11 protein-coding genes are annotated in these 17,172 nt (G+C 31.2%); 6 read left to right on the top strand and 5 right to left on the bottom strand.

Annotated features, from left to right (window positions below; translation table 11 throughout):
* The first annotated feature begins 53 nt into the window (after positions 1-53).
* From DK442_RS08225 to acs, 5 genes are all read left to right on the top strand, one after another.
* The gene (locus tag DK442_RS08225) at positions 54-248 is read left to right on the top strand and encodes a hypothetical protein (protein WP_109435386.1); all 195 of its coding nucleotides are present in this window, start codon (positions 54-56) and stop codon (positions 246-248) included.
* Positions 241-2,925, top strand: a complete 2,685-nt coding sequence (locus tag DK442_RS08220) for an ATP-binding protein (RefSeq protein ID WP_109435385.1) — start codon at positions 241-243, stop codon at positions 2,923-2,925. Before DK442_RS08225 ends, DK442_RS08220 begins: the two co-directional genes overlap by 8 nt.
* Positions 2,926-2,978: 53 nt before the next feature.
* The gene (locus tag DK442_RS08215) at positions 2,979-3,341 is read left to right on the top strand and encodes a response regulator transcription factor (RefSeq protein WP_109435384.1); all 363 of its coding nucleotides are present in this window, start codon (positions 2,979-2,981) and stop codon (positions 3,339-3,341) included.
* A gap of 268 nt (positions 3,342-3,609) precedes the next feature.
* Positions 3,610-5,517: an acetate--CoA ligase gene (locus tag DK442_RS08205; RefSeq protein WP_109435382.1), complete on the top strand. Its 1,908-nt coding sequence runs from the start codon at positions 3,610-3,612 to the stop codon at positions 5,515-5,517.
* Entirely contained in the window at positions 5,514-7,421 is a 1,908-nt protein-coding gene (acs, locus tag DK442_RS08200; protein ID WP_109435381.1) for an acetate--CoA ligase, read from the top strand. The genes DK442_RS08205 and acs overlap by 4 nt, the downstream gene beginning before the upstream one ends.
* Before the next feature lie 92 nt (positions 7,422-7,513).
* Here acs and DK442_RS08195 read toward each other — a convergent pair whose 3' ends face one another.
* The 5 genes from DK442_RS08195 to DK442_RS08175 all read right to left on the bottom strand — a co-directional run bounded on the left by DK442_RS08195 (position 7,514) and on the right by DK442_RS08175 (position 15,622).
* Positions 7,514-8,182 carry a PolC-type DNA polymerase III gene (locus tag DK442_RS08195; RefSeq protein WP_109435380.1) on the bottom strand — a complete coding sequence of 223 codons (669 nt, stop codon included), beginning with the start codon at positions 8,180-8,182 and terminating at the stop codon, positions 7,514-7,516.
* 1 nt (position 8,183) lies between these two features.
* Positions 8,184-10,097, bottom strand: coding sequence for a DUF294 nucleotidyltransferase-like domain-containing protein (locus DK442_RS08190; RefSeq protein WP_109435379.1), 1,914 nt, complete (start codon positions 10,095-10,097; stop codon positions 8,184-8,186).
* A 134-nt stretch (positions 10,098-10,231) separates the two neighbouring features.
* On the bottom strand, positions 10,232-12,460 hold the full coding sequence (locus tag DK442_RS08185) for a DUF3857 domain-containing protein (RefSeq protein WP_109435378.1): 2,229 nt from the start codon (positions 12,458-12,460) through the stop codon (positions 10,232-10,234).
* Between the two features lie 23 nt (positions 12,461-12,483).
* Positions 12,484-14,406 carry a transglutaminase family protein gene (locus tag DK442_RS08180; RefSeq protein WP_109435377.1) on the bottom strand — a complete coding sequence of 641 codons (1,923 nt, stop codon included), beginning with the start codon at positions 14,404-14,406 and terminating at the stop codon, positions 12,484-12,486.
* 124 nt (positions 14,407-14,530) lie between these two features.
* Positions 14,531-15,622, bottom strand: a complete 1,092-nt coding sequence (locus DK442_RS08175; RefSeq protein WP_109435448.1) for a M42 family metallopeptidase — start codon at positions 15,620-15,622, stop codon at positions 14,531-14,533.
* Positions 15,623-15,731: 109 nt separating this feature from the next.
* Between DK442_RS08175 and DK442_RS08170 the strand changes: the two genes are divergently transcribed.
* Positions 15,732-16,451, top strand: a complete 720-nt coding sequence (locus DK442_RS08170; protein WP_109435376.1) for a DUF4294 domain-containing protein — start codon at positions 15,732-15,734, stop codon at positions 16,449-16,451.
* The last annotated feature ends 721 nt before the right edge of the window (positions 16,452-17,172 follow it).

The raw sequence follows: 17,172 nt of genomic DNA, 5'->3' as shown, positions 1-17,172 counted from the left end.
TAATTCGTATGGCACCGTTTTTTTACTAAATTTATAAGGGTGATTTTATAAAAATGAAAAAAAGACATCAACAAAAGCTAATCGTACTATCTCTAGTGTTGTTTTTACTCTGGAATGTCCCTTTGATATTAATTTTTGATCAGTTTGGCGAATTTTTAGGGTTTCCAATGATTTATTTCTTTATTTTCCTGATATGGATTATTGCCGTTGCCATATCATTTGTGATTTTGCGTAAGCATTATGAATAACTATCTCCTGATAACGATTATTGTAATCTATCTGGCTTTCTTATTTCTTATCGCCTTTTGGGCTGAAAAAAATTCGAAAAGCAGATGGGTTAACAACCCATATATATATGTGCTTTCTCTGGCGGTATATTGTTCTGCGTGGACATATTATGGAAGCGTTGGTATTGCCTCACAATCTGGGATTAGTTTTTTAACAATCTATTTAGGTCCCGTAATTTCTATTCCGCTATGGATTGTGGTGATGAAAAAGATTATCCGAATTTCTAAACAACATAAAATCTCTAGTATAGCAGATTTTATCTCCTTGAGATATGGTAATAACCGTTTTTTAGGAGCGTTGGTCACTATGATTTGTGTTTTTGCAATAGTACCTTATATTTCATTACAATTAAAAGCAATTTCAGAAACCTTCGAAATTATTACTGATGAAACCAGTTATGTATCTACATCTGTTTTGGATGATTCTACATTTTACATAGCTGTGTTATTAGCGGTGTTCGTTGCTTTTTTTGGTACTCAAGCAACAGATGCTTCTCAACGTAGAAAGGGTATTATGACTACAGTAGCTGTAGAGTCTATCTTAAAATTAGTATTCTTTCTCGTTATAGGTATTTATGTAACTTTCTTTTTGTTTGATGGAACAACACAGATATATGAGAAAGCTTCTCAGCTCGATAATTTTCGTGAAATCACATCTTTCAATGGATTGGAAGCCGGATTTAATTGGATGTTCACGATTGCGCTTTCGTTTTTTGCAATCTTCTTATTGCCAAGACAGTTTCATGTAGCTGTAGTAGAAAATGACAGAGAGAAATATCTAAAAAAGGCAATTTGGTTATTTCCACTCTATTTGTTGTTGTTTAATGTTTTTGTAATTTTTATTGCCTGGGGAGGAAATTTGACTTTAACAGATGAAGTAAACCAGGATTATTATACACTGTTGTTACCTCTTCACCATGATAATCTTATATTGGCGATGCTAGTTTTTTTAGGAGGATTCTCAGCAGTAATTTCTATGGTAGTTGTTTCTACATTAGCCTTATCTACTATGGTAAGTAATAACTTGATTATTCCATATGGATTTCTAGATAAATTTATTAAAAGTAATCCAGAAAAGAATGCAAATTACATTAAGAATATCAGAAGAATATCAATTTTTTCTTTAATTATTATAGCATATTTTTTCTATATTAATTTTTCATATGAGTTATCATTATTTTCAATAGGATTGATCTCCTTTGTTGTAATAGCACAACTTGCCCCCTCGTTTTTTATAGGTCTTTTTTGGAATCGAGGTTCTGCAAGAGCAGCAAAAATTGGTATGATCATAGGAGTTTTTATAGTTATTTACACTTTGATTTTGCCTTTTGTGTTTAATGTGTTAGCAGAAAATAATTCATTTGTAGATCAAGGACTGTTCAGAGTTGAACTATTGAAACCATATGCATTATTTGGTATAGATTTTTTAAGTCCAGAGGCTCATGCTTTTTTCTGGAGTATGTTTTTTAATACATTTAGTTTCCTAATTTTTTCATTACTATCCAAAGGTAATTATAGAGAACGTAATTATGCAGAAATGTTTGTGAATAGCAGTAACTATGCTAATTTACAAGAAGGAGCATTTGTATGGAAAGGAGAAGCCTATGTTTCTGATATTAGAAATGTATTGACTCGATTTTTGGGAGAAGAACGAACAGAACGGGCATTAAACCTTTTCAACTTAAAATACAAAGTATCAAAAGAAGAAGAAAGAGCAGATTCAAGACTTATAAATTTTTCAGAAAAACTCTTAACAGGTAGTATAGGTAGTGCCTCTGCGCGAATTCTTATTGGTAGTGTTGCCAAAGAACAACCAGTAAGCTTACTAGAGGTTTTAAAAATTTTGGAAGAATCTAAAGAAACTATAGCCACAAATAAAGCATTAAAAGAAAAATCAAATGAATTAACTATTCTTACTAATCAATTAAAAGAAGCCAATAGTGAACTGTTGCTTCAGGATCGTTTAAAGGATGAGTTTTTAGATACGATTGCTCACGAATTAAAAACTCCAATTACTTCTATAAAGGCTGCTTCAGAAGTTTTAACAGATGGAGATGATATGCCAGACGAGCTTCAAAGTAAATTTCTAAATAATATTGTGACCGATGCAGACCGATTAGCTAGATTGATTCATAATATACTAGATTTAGAAAAACTATCTAGTGGCAGAGAGGAGCTAGAGATACAGTCTAATCAAATAAGCAGTACCATAGAAAAAGCAATTTATGGGATTTCACAAATTGCAGATAGTAAAGGTATAAATGTAATTCATAAAAATGGATCAGAAACTATCGCAAAATATGACGAAGATCGCATGTTACAAGTATTAACGAATTTGCTTTCTAATGCTTTAAAATTTACAGAACCCGAGAAAGGAATTATTAAAGTTGTAACAAAAGAAAAGAAAAATGAAATTATGATTATTGTGGAAGATAATGGAAAAGGTGTCCCAAAAGAGGATTTCAATTATATTTTTGATAAATTTTACCAATCAAAACATCAAAATATCAAAAAACCTATGGGTAGCGGACTAGGTTTAGCAATTAGTAAAGAAATTATTGAAAGTCACCAAGGAGAAATATGGATTGATAAACAATATAAAAAAGGAGCTCGATTTGTATTTACCATACCTAAATAAGAATAAATAAAGAGGATAGTCTCAAAATCAACAGTACAGAAACCCTTATACCTATGAAAAAAATCTTAATAGTAGATGATGAACCAAATATTGTAATGTCGCTTGAATATACTTTTAAGAAAAAGAATTTTGAAGTATTTATAGCCAGAGATGGAGGAGAGGCTTTACAAATTGCAAAGGATAATATTCCAGATGTGGTGCTTTTGGATATTATGATGCCTAATGTAGATGGATATGAAACATTAAAAAAAATAAAGAGTAATCCGTCACTTAAAAATACCAAAGTAGTATTTCTTTCTGCCAAAAATAAAGTAGCTGATATTGAAAAAGGCCTAAAGTTAGGAGCAGACAAGTATTTGACAAAACCATTTTCAGTTAAAAAATTAGTTATAGAAATAGAAGAATTACTGAATTGATTTTTATTAAGATGAATAAAACAATTGTTTAACTAAAGTTAGTAAAGATGAAATTAAGATTAAATCCTTTAATATCTGATATTGTTATATGTATCTATGTGATCGTTTCATTATACTTTCGCTTTAAGTTCGAAAACGAAACACCGATAAGCCCTCTTAACTCTATTGTAATGGGAGCTTGTTTTGTAATTATACTTTGGGTTCTTATAAAGTTAAAAGTATTAAACCCAAATTGGTTTGGTTTATTTAAGACTAAAAACACCAAGCCATGAAGTATAAAGAATTTTATAACCGAAGCATACAAAATCCTGAGGAATTTTGGAAAGAACAAATGCAAAACTTAGCTTGGTATAAAAAACCAAATACAATATTATCCAGAGATAGCGATAATCATTTTGAATGGTTTAAAGATGGTGAACTTAATTTAAGTTACTTATGTATAGATAAACATATCGAGGATGGGTATGGTCATCAAAATGCTATTATATATGATTCACCTGTAACCAATACAAAACAAAATATTACGTATAGTGAACTGCAATATGAGGTTTCAAAACTGGCAGGAGGACTTAATGATCTAGGGGTTGTTACTGGAGATACAGTTATTATTTATATGCCAATGATTCCGCAAGCGATCTACGCTATGTTAGCTTGCGCCCGTATAGGGGCCATTCATTCAGTGGTGTTTGGAGGTTTTGCTCCTCACGAATTAGCGATAAGAATTGATGATTGTGAACCTAAAGTTATAATAACAGCTTCTAATGGAATTGAAGTAGAACGCATTATTCCCTATAAACCCTTTGTGGATAAAGCTATAGAGGAATCAAAACATAAACCAAATTATGTTGTTAACTATGATAGGAAACAAGGAGTAGAAATTTCAAATAAATCATATGATATAGATTATGATGTACTCATTGCAAAAGCTTCGATAACAGAACCTGTGCCTGTATCATCAACTCATCCTTTATATATTTTATATACGTCAGGAACGACCGGTACACCAAAAGGAATTATACGAGATTCTGGAGGGTATGCTACGGCTTTAAAATTTTCAATGAAATATGTGTATGGTGTAGATGGAGGAGATGTGTACTGGGCAGCAAGCGATGTAGGTTGGGTGGTAGGGCATAGTTATATTGTATACGGACCATTATTAAATAGAAATACAACTATTCTTTTTGAAGGTAAGCCTATCAAAACACCAGATGCGTCTACTTTTTGGAGAGTAATTAGTGAACATAAGGTAAAAGTTATGTTTACTGCACCTACAGCTATTCGAGCCATTAAAAAGGAAGACCCTCAAGGAGAATTGATTAAACAATTTGATCTGTCTAGCTTAAAATATCAATTCCTGGCAGGAGAACGTTGTGATGTAGCTACTCTAAAATGGACAGAAAATAAACTAAAAGTTCCTGTAATAGATCATTGGTGGCAAACAGAATCAGGATGGCCAATGCTGGCAAATATGGTTGGATTAGAATTACTAAAGATAAAACCTGGTTCTTCAGCCAAACCAGTTTGCGGCTATGATATTCAGATTCTAGATGAAGATGGAGTACAAACCTTTGCAAATGTTGAAGGATATGTAACAGTAAAATTACCATTGCCTCCAGGAACATTATCAAATTTATGGCGAAATCCTGAACGATATAAAGCAGGATATCTGGAACGTTTTGAAGGATATTATTTTTCGGGAGATGGCGGCTATAAAGATGAGGATGGTTATGTATTCATAACAGGAAGAGTAGATGATATAATTAATGTAGCAGGACATAGACTTTCTACGGCAGAAATGGAAGAAATTGTAGCTTCACACAAATCCGTTGCAGAATGCGCTGTTTTTGGAATTCATTGTGATATTAAAGGACAAAAACCCTTGGGATTGGTTGTTTTAAAAGCTGGAGAAACAACGAGCAATGAACAATTACAAAATGAAATAGTCAATACTGTACGTAATAATATTGGGGCAGTAGCATCTTTTAAAAATGTTTTAGTTGTAAAGAGATTACCCAAAACTCGTTCTGGAAAAATCTTACGAAAATTATTACGCAATATTGCGAATAATACAGAATATAAGACTCCATCAACGATTGATGATGTAGCTATAATAAAAGAAATCGAATATATATATAAAACACATAGATTAGGAAAATATAAAAATCAACTACAATGAGTAATTATCACATAAAACATCTAGAAGAATATTATCAAGTATATCGAAAATCACTTAGGGATCCCGAAACGTTTTGGGCAGAAGTTGCAGAAGAACATTTTATGTGGCGAAAGAAATGGGATAATGTGCTAAGTTGGGATTTTACAAAACCCGAAATAAAATGGTTTGAAGGGGCTAAATTAAATATAACAGAAAATTGTATAGATAGGCATTTACGCAATAGGGGACATAAAACCGCTATTCTTTTTGAACCTAATGACCCAAATGAAGATGCACAACATATTACATATAAACAATTACATGAAAAGGTATGTAAATTTGCCAACGTACTTAAAGAAAAAGGAATTCAAAAAGGAGATAGAGTATGTATTTATTTACCTATGATTCCCGAATTGGCGGTTTCTGTGTTGGCTTGTGCTAGGATAGGAGCCATACATTCTGTTGTCTTTGCAGGGTTTTCTGCAAGTGCATTATCGACAAGAATCAATGATTGTGAAGCAAAAATGGTGATAACGTCTGATGGATCTTATCGAGGGGCTAAAACAATTGATTTGAAGGGTATTGTAGATGAGGCCTTAGAAAGTTGCCCCGGTGTTCATACGGTTTTAGTAGCAAAAAGAATCAATTCAGATATTGCTATGAAAGACGGCCGGGATTTATGGTTGCAACCATTGCTTGATGAAGCATATAAGGATTGTGTGCCAGAAATTATGGATGCAGAAGATCCTTTATTTATATTATATACTTCTGGCTCCACTGGGATGCCTAAAGGGATGTTACATACAACAGCAGGATATATGGTATATACTGCATACAGTTTTAAAAATGTATTTCAATATCGCGAGAATGATATTTATTGGTGTACTGCTGATATTGGCTGGATTACTGGACATTCTTATATTGTGTATGGTCCATTGGCAAACGGAGCAACAACAGTTATGTTTGAAGGAGTACCATCCTATCCCGATTTTGGACGGTTCTGGGATATTGTAGAGAAACATAAGATTACTCAATTTTATACTGCACCTACGGCAATTAGAGCTTTGGCTAAAGAAAACCTGGATTATGTAACAAATCGAGATCTTTCTAGTTTAAAAGTTCTGGGAACCGTTGGAGAACCTATTAATGAAGAAGCATGGCATTGGTATAATGATCATGTAGGAGAAAAAAAATCTCCAATTGTAGATACATGGTGGCAAACCGAAACAGGTGGTATAATGATCTCGCCAATACCATATTCTACACCAACCAAACCCACTTATGCTACTTTACCATTGCCAGGAATACAACCTGCTCTAATGGATGAAAATGGTCTGGAAATAAAAGGGAATCAGGTAGATGGGAGATTATGCATTAAGTTTCCATGGCCATCTATAGCAAGAACAATATATGGAAATCATAAACGCTTTAAAGAGACATATTTTTCAGCTTTTGAAAATAAGTATTTTACAGGAGATGGAGCACTAAGAGATGAAGTTGGATATTATAGGATAACAGGAAGAGTAGATGATGTGATAATCGTGTCTGGTCATAATTTGGGTACTGCACCAATTGAAGACGCCATAAATGAACACCCGGCAGTGGCAGAATCTGCCATTGTAGGCTTTCCTCATGATATCAAAGGAAATGCTCTATATGGATTTATTATTCTTAAAGAAACAGGCGAGTATCGCGATAGGGATAATCTTAGTAAAGAGGTGAATCAACAAATTACAGATCGAATAGGACCGATAGCTAAGTTAAATAAAATACAATTTGTACCAGGGCTTCCTAAAACACGAAGTGGAAAAATTATGCGAAGAATATTACGTAAAATAGCTTCAAAAGATACTAGTAATCTAGGGGATACTAGTACATTGCTGAACCCTGAAGTTGTTCAGGAAATTATGGATAAAGCGTTGTGATATATAAGTATGAAATAAAACAATGAAGTATTTTTTTAATACTTCATTGTTTTTATGGTAAATAGGAGAAAGTATTTGCTCTTAGTATATTGTTAAAGTAATCCTGGTCTGTTGCGATTATAAAATAGATCCTTTAGAGTTATCCTTTTTTTACTGGTTAATTCACCAAGGATTTTTAAGAATATCAGTCCGGTTATATATGCATCTCCAGAGGCTGTATGTCTATCATGTTTTTTGATATTAAATATAGCGCAGAGTTCATCTAAAGAATAAGGTTTACTGTTGACGTGACATAATTCAGTTTTTTTAAATAACACCCCAGTATCCAGTGCTTTATTTTTGAGTTTAGGTAATCTTTGCCTTGCCAAAATTTCATTGATCATTGCAATGTCGAAGGAGGCATGGTGAGCAATTAAAACGGCATCCCTGATATATTCCAGAAATTCAATTATAGCTTGTTTCTCATTGATTTTAATATTGTTCCCATCTTTTAGAATACCATGTATTTCCACTGTTTCTGGATTAAATGTATCCTGTTTTAAGTACAATTCGATACTATCTGAAACATCCATGGTATTACTAATAATACTAATTCCACCTATTGATAAAATACGATCATTTTTTATGTGTAACCCAGTAGTTTCAGTATCAAATACAATAAAACGGGTTATGTCTAGATCAAATGATTTCTTTTTGATAAAATGATTTCGGTATTGATTCCAGAAGTCAGGATAATTCTTATGTCTAAACCAATACAACATGTTACAATAATTGAGATAAATTAAAACGTATTCTGATGAGGTCTTGAATATCTTTTATAGATTTAAAACAACCTTTAAGTTTTAATCGATCGGCCTTACTCAGTGACTTAAGATCAATAAACCTTCCAGAATTTTTATGAAGTAATCCTTGCTGAGTCCTAAACGTAAGTAATATTTCAAAAGCATTGATACATGATGTAAATAAGTCTTTATTCTGAGGTTCAATTTGAGTTAATTTTTCAAAACGCAAAATTGTACTATTATACTCTTTGATGTTATGGGATAAGACAAGTAATCGTGCAGCATCTACCATTGGCATTATGGCTCTGGTTTTGATGTCAAACTGATCTTTATGACGACCACTATGTTCAACCAGAAAATTTCTGAAAAAACTTAAAGGTGGAGGGTTTTTTAGTGCATTTAGGCCTAAAAAATTTAGAAAGATCTCATATGTATTTATGGATTTAAAAATACTATCAGACATAGTATTCACTAATTCTTGATTGCCATAAACTAGAGTATAGTCAAAAAATATGGTACAGAGCATTATTTTATCTTGGTCGGGTTGAGTAATCCAATTATTAAATTGATTTTTCCATTCTTGTAAGGATAGACACCATCTAGGGTTGCTGGCCATCATTTTTGCAGGACAAAATTCAAAACCTACAGTATTAAGTTTTTGAGTTACTTTTTTAGATAAAGAAATGAAATAATCCTTGGTTCTATTATAATCTTTTTGAGGAACATTCTCAAAAACTAAAGCATTATCCTGATCTGTGAGTAGCAGTTGTTCTTTTCTGCCTTGACTTCCTAAAGATAACCAACCAAAAGTTGTTGGTGGGGGAGTATCCATTTCTTCTAAAGAAAGAGCAATAGCTTTTTGAATAATAGCATCATTAATAGAAGATATAACTTTAGATATAAAAAAAATAGGAATATGCTGATTAATATATCCTTGGATAAGTTGTTCTGCTTTATTTCTGATATACCTTAATGTTTCTGCTTTTGTGGCTCGTTTTACTTCTTTAATAAGTACAGAAGGGTTATTTCCATGAATAACCACAATATCATGTTCTGATAAAATCCCTGTCAGTTTAGAATTTACGGTACCATCTTTGGTAATGCATAAATGCGTAATTTTGTTTTGAAGCATAGCGATCTGGGCTTCTGCAATAGAGATGTTTTCTGGATAGGTTATTACCGGAAAAGACATGATTTTATGAACCTTATCCTCTATAGAAAATTTACCAGTAGCAATTTTGGTCCTTAGATCTTTATCTGTTATTATACCTATTGGTTTACCTTGTTTTGTAATGACTATGGATCCAATTCTTTTATTGGTCATAAGTATAGAAGCTTCTGAAATAGTAGTATCCAGAGTACATGTAATAGGGTTTTTTGAATATTGTGCAGATTGAATTTCGGTAAAGTTTAATTCGTTTTTTTGAATTTTTTTTATTTGTCCAAAGAGAGTGCCCTGGTTTTCATTAGAATATGGATTTCGAGTATTTGTAGCAAAACTTGCCAATAGAAATTTATTGACTTCAATATTTGTGGTAATAATCTTTTCTAATAACTCAGAGGATATACTATATATAATACTTTCTTCTATAGCTTTAGCACTAAGAATATAATTTCCTTTTCTTATGAGTGCACGTAGACCAAAGATATCTCCTTCATCACATTTGTCAACTAATAAATTATCTTCTTCTCTGAAAATTCCAATAGCCCCATCTTTTACCACATAGAAATGATTATGAATTTCATCATTATTTTTGAATACATATTTCTCCTTTTGTAGATAAACAACTTTTACGTTTTTTGATACGTTAGAAAGCTGTTCTTGAGTTAATAGATGAAAAGGAGGAAAGTCTTTTAAAAAATCAAAAATTCTTTCTGCAATTGTATTTTTCATACTACTAATTTATGTAAAAAGTAACCTGAAGAATATGAGATTTATCAGCTTTTGCTTAAGTGTTTTGTTAAAAAGACAGCCCTCTATGTTAATCATAGAGGGCTGTCTTTTTGAATTTTATAGTATAAACTTAGTTATTTCTTTTTAAGCAGAATTTTTTCCTGAGAAAACTGAAAAGCAACTTCCAAAAATTCTAACATTTTATTCCAGTTACCATTGGGTTCATAATTGTTTTTGTAGTATTTATATGCTTTTACCGTTAATGTATCTTTGTTAAGATTAGCTTCGCTAATGAATCCACCAGTTTCATTTTCAACTTTCATGTTTAACTTTTCATAACCAGAGACCGTATATCCTTCTGGGATGTTAATAATAATTTCATTATTATATGACCTTGGATATGGCATATAAATGTTTTCTTTTCGATTTTTAGCATTGTCTTCTATAGAAACCTGGTTACCAATTAGCTTTCCTATTTCTAAGATATGATTAGGTCCAGCTCTTTTTATTAAATCATCTTTTATAATATATTTTTCTTTATAATTTAATAAATCATCTGTAGAATTTCTTCCAGTATTTACTATATCATAGGTGTAGTCCTCAATTTTAAAATCGAATTCGCCCTGAGTACTTTCTTCTAATCGTTTAAGTCTCTTTTTAGAACGTTTTTCTTTATAAGCAACAAAGGTTTGATCGTATTTTTTTCTATTTTTCTTATTTAGAAGATCTATAAAAGGAGTCGTTCCATATTTTTTATATTCGGCTTCAACATAATCAAAAAAGAACAGCCTTTCGTTCATTTGATTTACTTTATTGTGTCCTTTAAGAAAAGACTCTCTATGCACTGTGATTTTAGAAAATGTATCATCAAAAGTAATATTCGAAATTTCTTTTGTGTTATTATCTGTATATTTTGATATGGGTAATTTGGATTTCTCGACTTTTTCCAGCTTATCATATTTTTCAGTAAACTTCATGGCATAAACCTTTGTGCCTTCAACAGAAGAAGGAATCCAGTTAAAAAAGGTATTGTTGCCAAAAGGGTATACATAAATAGGTTCTTCTAAGTTCACTTTTATTATCGAAGTGAGATTCTTTCGGATTAATAGATCATCAATACTACCATCATACCTATGCTTAGCTTTTATAATTTCAAACGGAATGTCATTTCTTTTTAGAAAGGAACCAAAACGAAGCAAAAACTGGGACTGTTTTGTTACCAAAATAGGGTCTTTATATAATACTAGTGGATAATATAAGTCGGTTAATTTCTCTTCAGTTGCTATCACTCCTTCTAGATATTGATTGAGATAGACATGACGCATATAGTAATAAGCTTCTTCTACTAATTCTTTTTGACTAAGCTCTTTTTCTTTAAAAAATTTCTTGATGTCTTTGGCTACATACTTTAAAGGATATCCATTTTTATATTCCTCCAGCATTTCTTCAGAAGTCATCCCCTTTTTTATAATGTCTTCTTTTTCTGATAAAAATGCGTTTGTTCTATCTTCGTATACATTTGATTTAGCAAACGATATTTGATATTTAAAAGACGGGTATTCTACCAATGGGTATAACCATTGTAAAGATTCTACTTTCTCTACATTTTTTGCGGATAATTGATATTCTTTATCACGTTGTTTAGGTGCGGTAATATCCTTTAATTGGGGAGCTCCATTATAAGAATTAAAGTTAATAAAGAAATCGTTTTCTACTTTTAGTTTCAGTGAAAAATCCATGGTAGGGTATTCTCCTCCTAAAGTAGTTTCTATAGCATCCATTACATAACTCCCGGAGGTTTTGTATTCTTCATAAGAATAGATGTAAAAATCAATAATATCGCCAATTTCTAATTCTGGAACTGCAAGTTTATAGATTTCATCAGATTTAATTTTACTCTTTATAAAACCATAATAGTATACGGCTTTATCAGAAGAGGTTTTGATTTTTTCTTTTTCGACATCAACCTCTTTTACATCTCCATTGGGTTTGATGATTTTTATCCCCATCCAGGTTTTAATCTCTTTAATTCCTTCAATTAGAAAAGTAGGATAATTAAATTCAGAGAATTTTTCAACAGCTGCTTTATCATTTAGTTTAATGATTCTTCTGGTTAAGAAAAAATTATCTAATGATTTTTTACTTTTATTATAATAATGATTTTGGTTATCCAAAATAACAACAGCAGATTCGTTTTTCCATTTTTCTGGTATAGTAGGGATTTTTTTATAGGTATCATTTTCTCCCCAAATAAAAGCCTTAATGTCTTCGGATTTTTTGGGTTGTGCATATGCAAATAAAGTAATGCATAAGAAAAATAGAGTAAAGAAATAGGTAGATTGATGATTGTGGTATTTTTTCATGTTTTTTTAGTGGGTATAAAATTTTATTTTCCCTTTGTTAAAATGATTTGTTTTTGGTATTGTTCCTTTAAATTATAATGAAAACCCTTCCATGCATCAATCGCATTAGCACTAATTTTTGCGTTCTTAAAATGAATTGTTTTTTCATATTTTATTTTCTTACCATCTGTTTTGTAACTAAAAATGATTTCGAAATCGTCATTTTTGATTTTTAAATCTTTTGGTAATTCTTTAATTTTATAATCTGTTGGTATTTCTAAATTGATAGCGGTTTTTTCAAAGATTTTGTATGGAAACATATAATCGATAGACCTCTTGTCAAGGTTAAGGTTTTTATATTCTTTATAATAATCAATGTCAATATACAATTCGTCTTCGAAAGCACTCACTGCATTTTTCTGATTAATATTATATTTTAGACTTAGATCACCATCTCTATCTGTAATATCCGTAACATCTATATTAGCTATGGATAAATTATTGTCATCCCTTTTGATATACCATTCTAATATTTGTTCTCTTTTATCTGTTTTTAAATTGTTAATACTATATAAGAAGTGAGACTTACTTTCTCCTTTATATTCTCTGGAAATCTTACCTATTAACTCCTCTTTTTCAATAATAAAATCGCCTACAAATGTTTCAAGATTTTGAGTTGATTCATATAAAGGGATTTTGTCAAGAATATAACTGTCTCCATCTTCGATAAGTACTTGTTTGTTTTGTATTCGTTCTGCGCTATAATTTAATGGGTTGTATTTTTCTGTAGAGTCCAGGTAATATTTTTTATCACCATTAATAACTGTGCAAATCATATGATTATCTACAGCTATAGTTGGTAAGGAATAATCATATGCAATACGCTTGGTACCAATCCATGTGAGTCTTGCATCAAAACCTGCGATTTTTAACATTTGCTTAGTAAGGTTAGCCATTCCCTTACAGTCACCATATTTTTTGCGATATACATTTTGGGCTTCATCGGGCTTAAACCCGGCAATTCCATCTTCAAAAGCTATATATCTTATGTTATCCTGGACCCAATAGTAAATTGCTTTTATTTTATCCTCTTCTGTCTGGCTGTCTTTGATTATTGATAAGGTCTTTTCTTTTATAGTTTCGGGATCATCTTTTAGTTGTTGAACAAGAGAATAATACCAATTGTATAAATCTCCAGTATTATTTAAAAGTGTTTTTTTCTCTCCGGTTTTTTGATGAGATTTGGCCAAGAACAGTAAATGAGGTCTGTAATATGTTGGCCCTGGTTTATTCTCATCTTTTGGAATAGCATTGCTGTTTTCAAGAGTATAAATATAGGTAGTAATACCATTTTCATCATCTCTTTTAGAATCTTTTGTAATAGATGCATTATCAAAGTTAATCTCTTTTATGTCTAAAGACAGCCAATCCGGGATATGAACTTTAATCGTTTTCTTAAGAATAGGATAAGTGTCGTCAAAATAAGTGTTGACAAAATATTTTATATCGCTATATGTTTTGGTATAGCTAAAGTTGTATTTATAACCTAAAAGGGGAAATTTTAATGTCGTCCATTTTACTCTGGCATCGGTATGAAACAATTCCTCATTATTATAGTATTCATCACCAAAATATATTCCTGCGTTTTTATCATTTCTATAAGATACTTTTAATCTATCTATTGTAGATTGTTCGTCATAAAATAGATAAAGAGGTATTTTGGTTCTGGAGTCCAGGTTAATGTATTCCTGATTATTGTTGTGTTTTACAATTACTTGTTCTGTTTTCTTGTCAAAATCAAAAGAAATATCTTCAACATGGTTTAAAATAGCAACATCATCTTCTAGGTACTTTTTTTTTAATTCTTTAGCGAGTTGAATATCTTCAGAAGTAGGGTCAATATTCTTTTGAGGAAACAATACTAAGTGATATAGTAAAAATACTATTAAAGTAGTTTTTTTATTCATTCTGAGAGTTTTACGTAAACTTAATAAAGACAAATATAATATTCCAAATGAAAAAAGACCACAAAGTCGATAATCGTCTTTGCGGTCTTAAGTATTTTTTAAAGTCTTATTCTAAAAAGAAATACTATTTATTAAAATAGCTGAAGCTTTCCCCAGATTTAATATTTAACAGACTTTCGTAAATTAATTTTATAACATTTTCTACATCATCTCTGTGTACCATTTCTACTGTAGTGTGCATATAACGCAACGGTAATGATATCAAAGCAGAGGCAACACCACCATTGCTATAAGCAAAAGCATCAGTATCTGTTCCTGTCATTCTACTGGAAGCCATACGCTGAAAAGGAATTTTTTTACTTTCTGCAGTAGTAATAAGAAGCTCTCTTAACCTGTTTTGAACAGCAGGAGCATATGAAATTACAGGACCATCTCCGATTTTAGTTTCTCCTTGAGTTTTCTTTTCGATCATCGGAGTAGTAGTATCATGACAAACATCAGTAACAATGGCAACATTTGGTTTAATAGTATGTGTAATCATTTCTGCACCTCTAAGACCAATTTCCTCTTGCACAGAATTAGTGATATACAATCCAAAAGGAAGCTTGTCTTTATTTTCTTTTAATAAACGGGCAACTTCAGCGATCATAAATCCCCCCATTCTATTGTCAAGGGCACGACAGACAAATTTATCCTTATTTAAAATAAAAAACTCATCAGGATAAGTAATAACACAACCAACATGAACTCCTAATTTTAGAACTTCTTCTTTAGTGTTACAACCCACATCAATACAAATGTTCTCTAGAGTAGGAGCTTGTTCTTTTGCTCCTTTTCTTGTATGTATGGCAGGCCATCCAAAAACACCTTTTACAATACCTTTTTTTGTATGAATGTTAACACGTTTAGAAGTTGCGATCTGATGATCACTTCCTCCATTTCTGATAACATAAATAAGCCCGTTATCTGTAATGTAGTTTACATACCATGAAATCTCATCAGCATGTCCTTCAATAACAACTTTGTATTTAGCCTTAGGATTGATTACACCAACAGCAGTTCCATAAGTGTCTGTTATGAATTCATCTACATATGGTTTTAGATAATTCATCCAGATTTTTTGCCCTTCCCATTCATATCCGGTTGGAGCAGGATTATTTAAATATTTTTCAAGAAAAGTCAAGGACTTTTTATTTAGAATGCTTTTTTTTGCCATGGTATTATTTGGTTTTATTGCGAAAATAATAATATTCACATTCATTTTACAGTTTACTATTGGTTAATTGCTAATTTTGGAACAATTTTAGAAGCTCTCAAAGTCTATTATGTCTAAACATTCAATATTATATATAACATCTCTAATGTTTGTGTCCTTACTATACTCTCAAAAAGGAACTCAAAAGCAGATTGATACTTCTTTAGTAGATACTACAGGATTTATACAGTATTATATTATTGATGGGGATACGATACCTCATGAAGCTATAAATCTCGATGAGGTTATTATTTTACGAAGATTAAAATTTAAAGATAAACTGTCCAGAAGACGATATCTCATACTTAGACGTAAAACTAGAAAAGTATATCCTTATGCAAAATTAGCTGCAGAAAGATTAACAACACTTAATAATCGATTAGAAAGTATCCAGTCCAAGAAAAAGAAAAAGCGATATATAAAAATATTGCAAAAATATATGGAGGAGGAGTTTACAGCAGAGTTAAAAAAACTCACACGTACAGAAGGGCAGATACTTGTAAAATTGATTTATCGTCAAACAGGTAATACCATGTTTCAATTGGTGAAAGAATATAGAAGTGGATGGAAAGCTTTTTGGTACAATAGTACTGCCAAATTGTTTAATATTTCATTAAAAGAGAAATATGACCCTATTAATGTAGAGGAAGATTACTGGATAGAGGATATTTTACAGCGTAGTTTTCAATCAAATATTCTTAAAGAGCAAAAAACTGCATTAGATTTTAGTTTTTATGATTTGAGAAACAAATGGTCAGATACAACAAAAACAGCCTCAGGTAAGAATTAATTTTTGGGTATTTCCCCAATGCTGGGGTCAGGCTGTCCGTTATATCTTTTGTTGTAGAGGAAGATCTTCTATTAGGGATTAGAAGTTGTGATGTTAAGAATAATGCATTTTAAACCATATAATATAAACAAAAGGATGCCACTTCCATCCTTAATACAGGTATTAGATAAAAATTAGAATAGGGCAGAGTTAAGTAAAAAAGTCTAAAAAACTCGTACTCAGTTTAATTAATTTTATTATCTTAGCTTTCTATCTTTTTTAAAATCAGGAGTTTCCTTATTTCTTGAGAATTTTTCTAAAAAAAGATATTACTTTTGTTTTAATTAGTATATATTTGCACCCGCAAAACGGGGTATTGTTTTGTTTAGTTCATTGAGATTTGGTTTATTTTTTTAGGGATTTAAGATGTTTTAAATTTTCTTAATAAATTTCTTGATATAATAAAAAAGGGTTGTATGTTTGCGCCCGCTCAGAGCGGTTATGTTTTTGGGATTTTATATTGGATTTGAGGTTTAGAAAAACTTTTCAAAAATAAATTAAAAAAAGCTTTGTAGAATAAAAAAGGGTTGTATATTTGCACCCGCTTACAGAAACAGAGCGAAGTTCATAAGTTTAGAGATAGTACAGGAGTAGGGTGTTTTTTACGACATTTATAAGGTTCGATTCCTTATGTATCCACAGGAATTACTAGCGATGAAGATTGCTTTAGTGATTACAAAAA

This window comes from Aquimarina sp. AU119 (genome assembly GCF_900312735.1).
Lineage (GTDB): Bacteria > Bacteroidota > Bacteroidia > Flavobacteriales > Flavobacteriaceae > Aquimarina > Aquimarina algiphila.
This window is presented reverse-complemented; position numbering and strand designations above follow the sequence as displayed.

Excerpts from the sequence above, each read along its gene's own strand:
- DK442_RS08205 (WP_109435382.1), top strand. The coding sequence starts at position 3,610 with ATGAAGTATAAAGAATTTTATAACCGAAGCATACAAAATCCTGAGGAA.
- acs (WP_109435381.1), top strand. The coding sequence starts at position 5,514 with ATGAGTAATTATCACATAAAACATCTAGAAGAATATTATCAAGTATAT.
- DK442_RS08180 (WP_109435377.1), bottom strand. The coding sequence starts at position 14,406 with ATGAATAAAAAAACTACTTTAATAGTATTTTTACTATATCACTTAGTA.
- DK442_RS08225 (WP_109435386.1), top strand. The coding sequence starts at position 54 with ATGAAAAAAAGACATCAACAAAAGCTAATCGTACTATCTCTAGTGTTG.
- DK442_RS08175 (WP_109435448.1), bottom strand. The coding sequence starts at position 15,622 with ATGGCAAAAAAAAGCATTCTAAATAAAAAGTCCTTGACTTTTCTTGAA.
- DK442_RS08195 (WP_109435380.1), bottom strand. The coding sequence starts at position 8,182 with ATGTTGTATTGGTTTAGACATAAGAATTATCCTGACTTCTGGAATCAA.
- DK442_RS08215 (WP_109435384.1), top strand. The coding sequence starts at position 2,979 with ATGAAAAAAATCTTAATAGTAGATGATGAACCAAATATTGTAATGTCG.
- DK442_RS08220 (WP_109435385.1), top strand. The coding sequence starts at position 241 with ATGAATAACTATCTCCTGATAACGATTATTGTAATCTATCTGGCTTTC.
- DK442_RS08190 (WP_109435379.1), bottom strand. The coding sequence starts at position 10,097 with ATGAAAAATACAATTGCAGAAAGAATTTTTGATTTTTTAAAAGACTTT.
- DK442_RS08170 (WP_109435376.1), top strand. The coding sequence starts at position 15,732 with ATGTCTAAACATTCAATATTATATATAACATCTCTAATGTTTGTGTCC.
- DK442_RS08185 (WP_109435378.1), bottom strand. The coding sequence starts at position 12,460 with ATGAAAAAATACCACAATCATCAATCTACCTATTTCTTTACTCTATTT.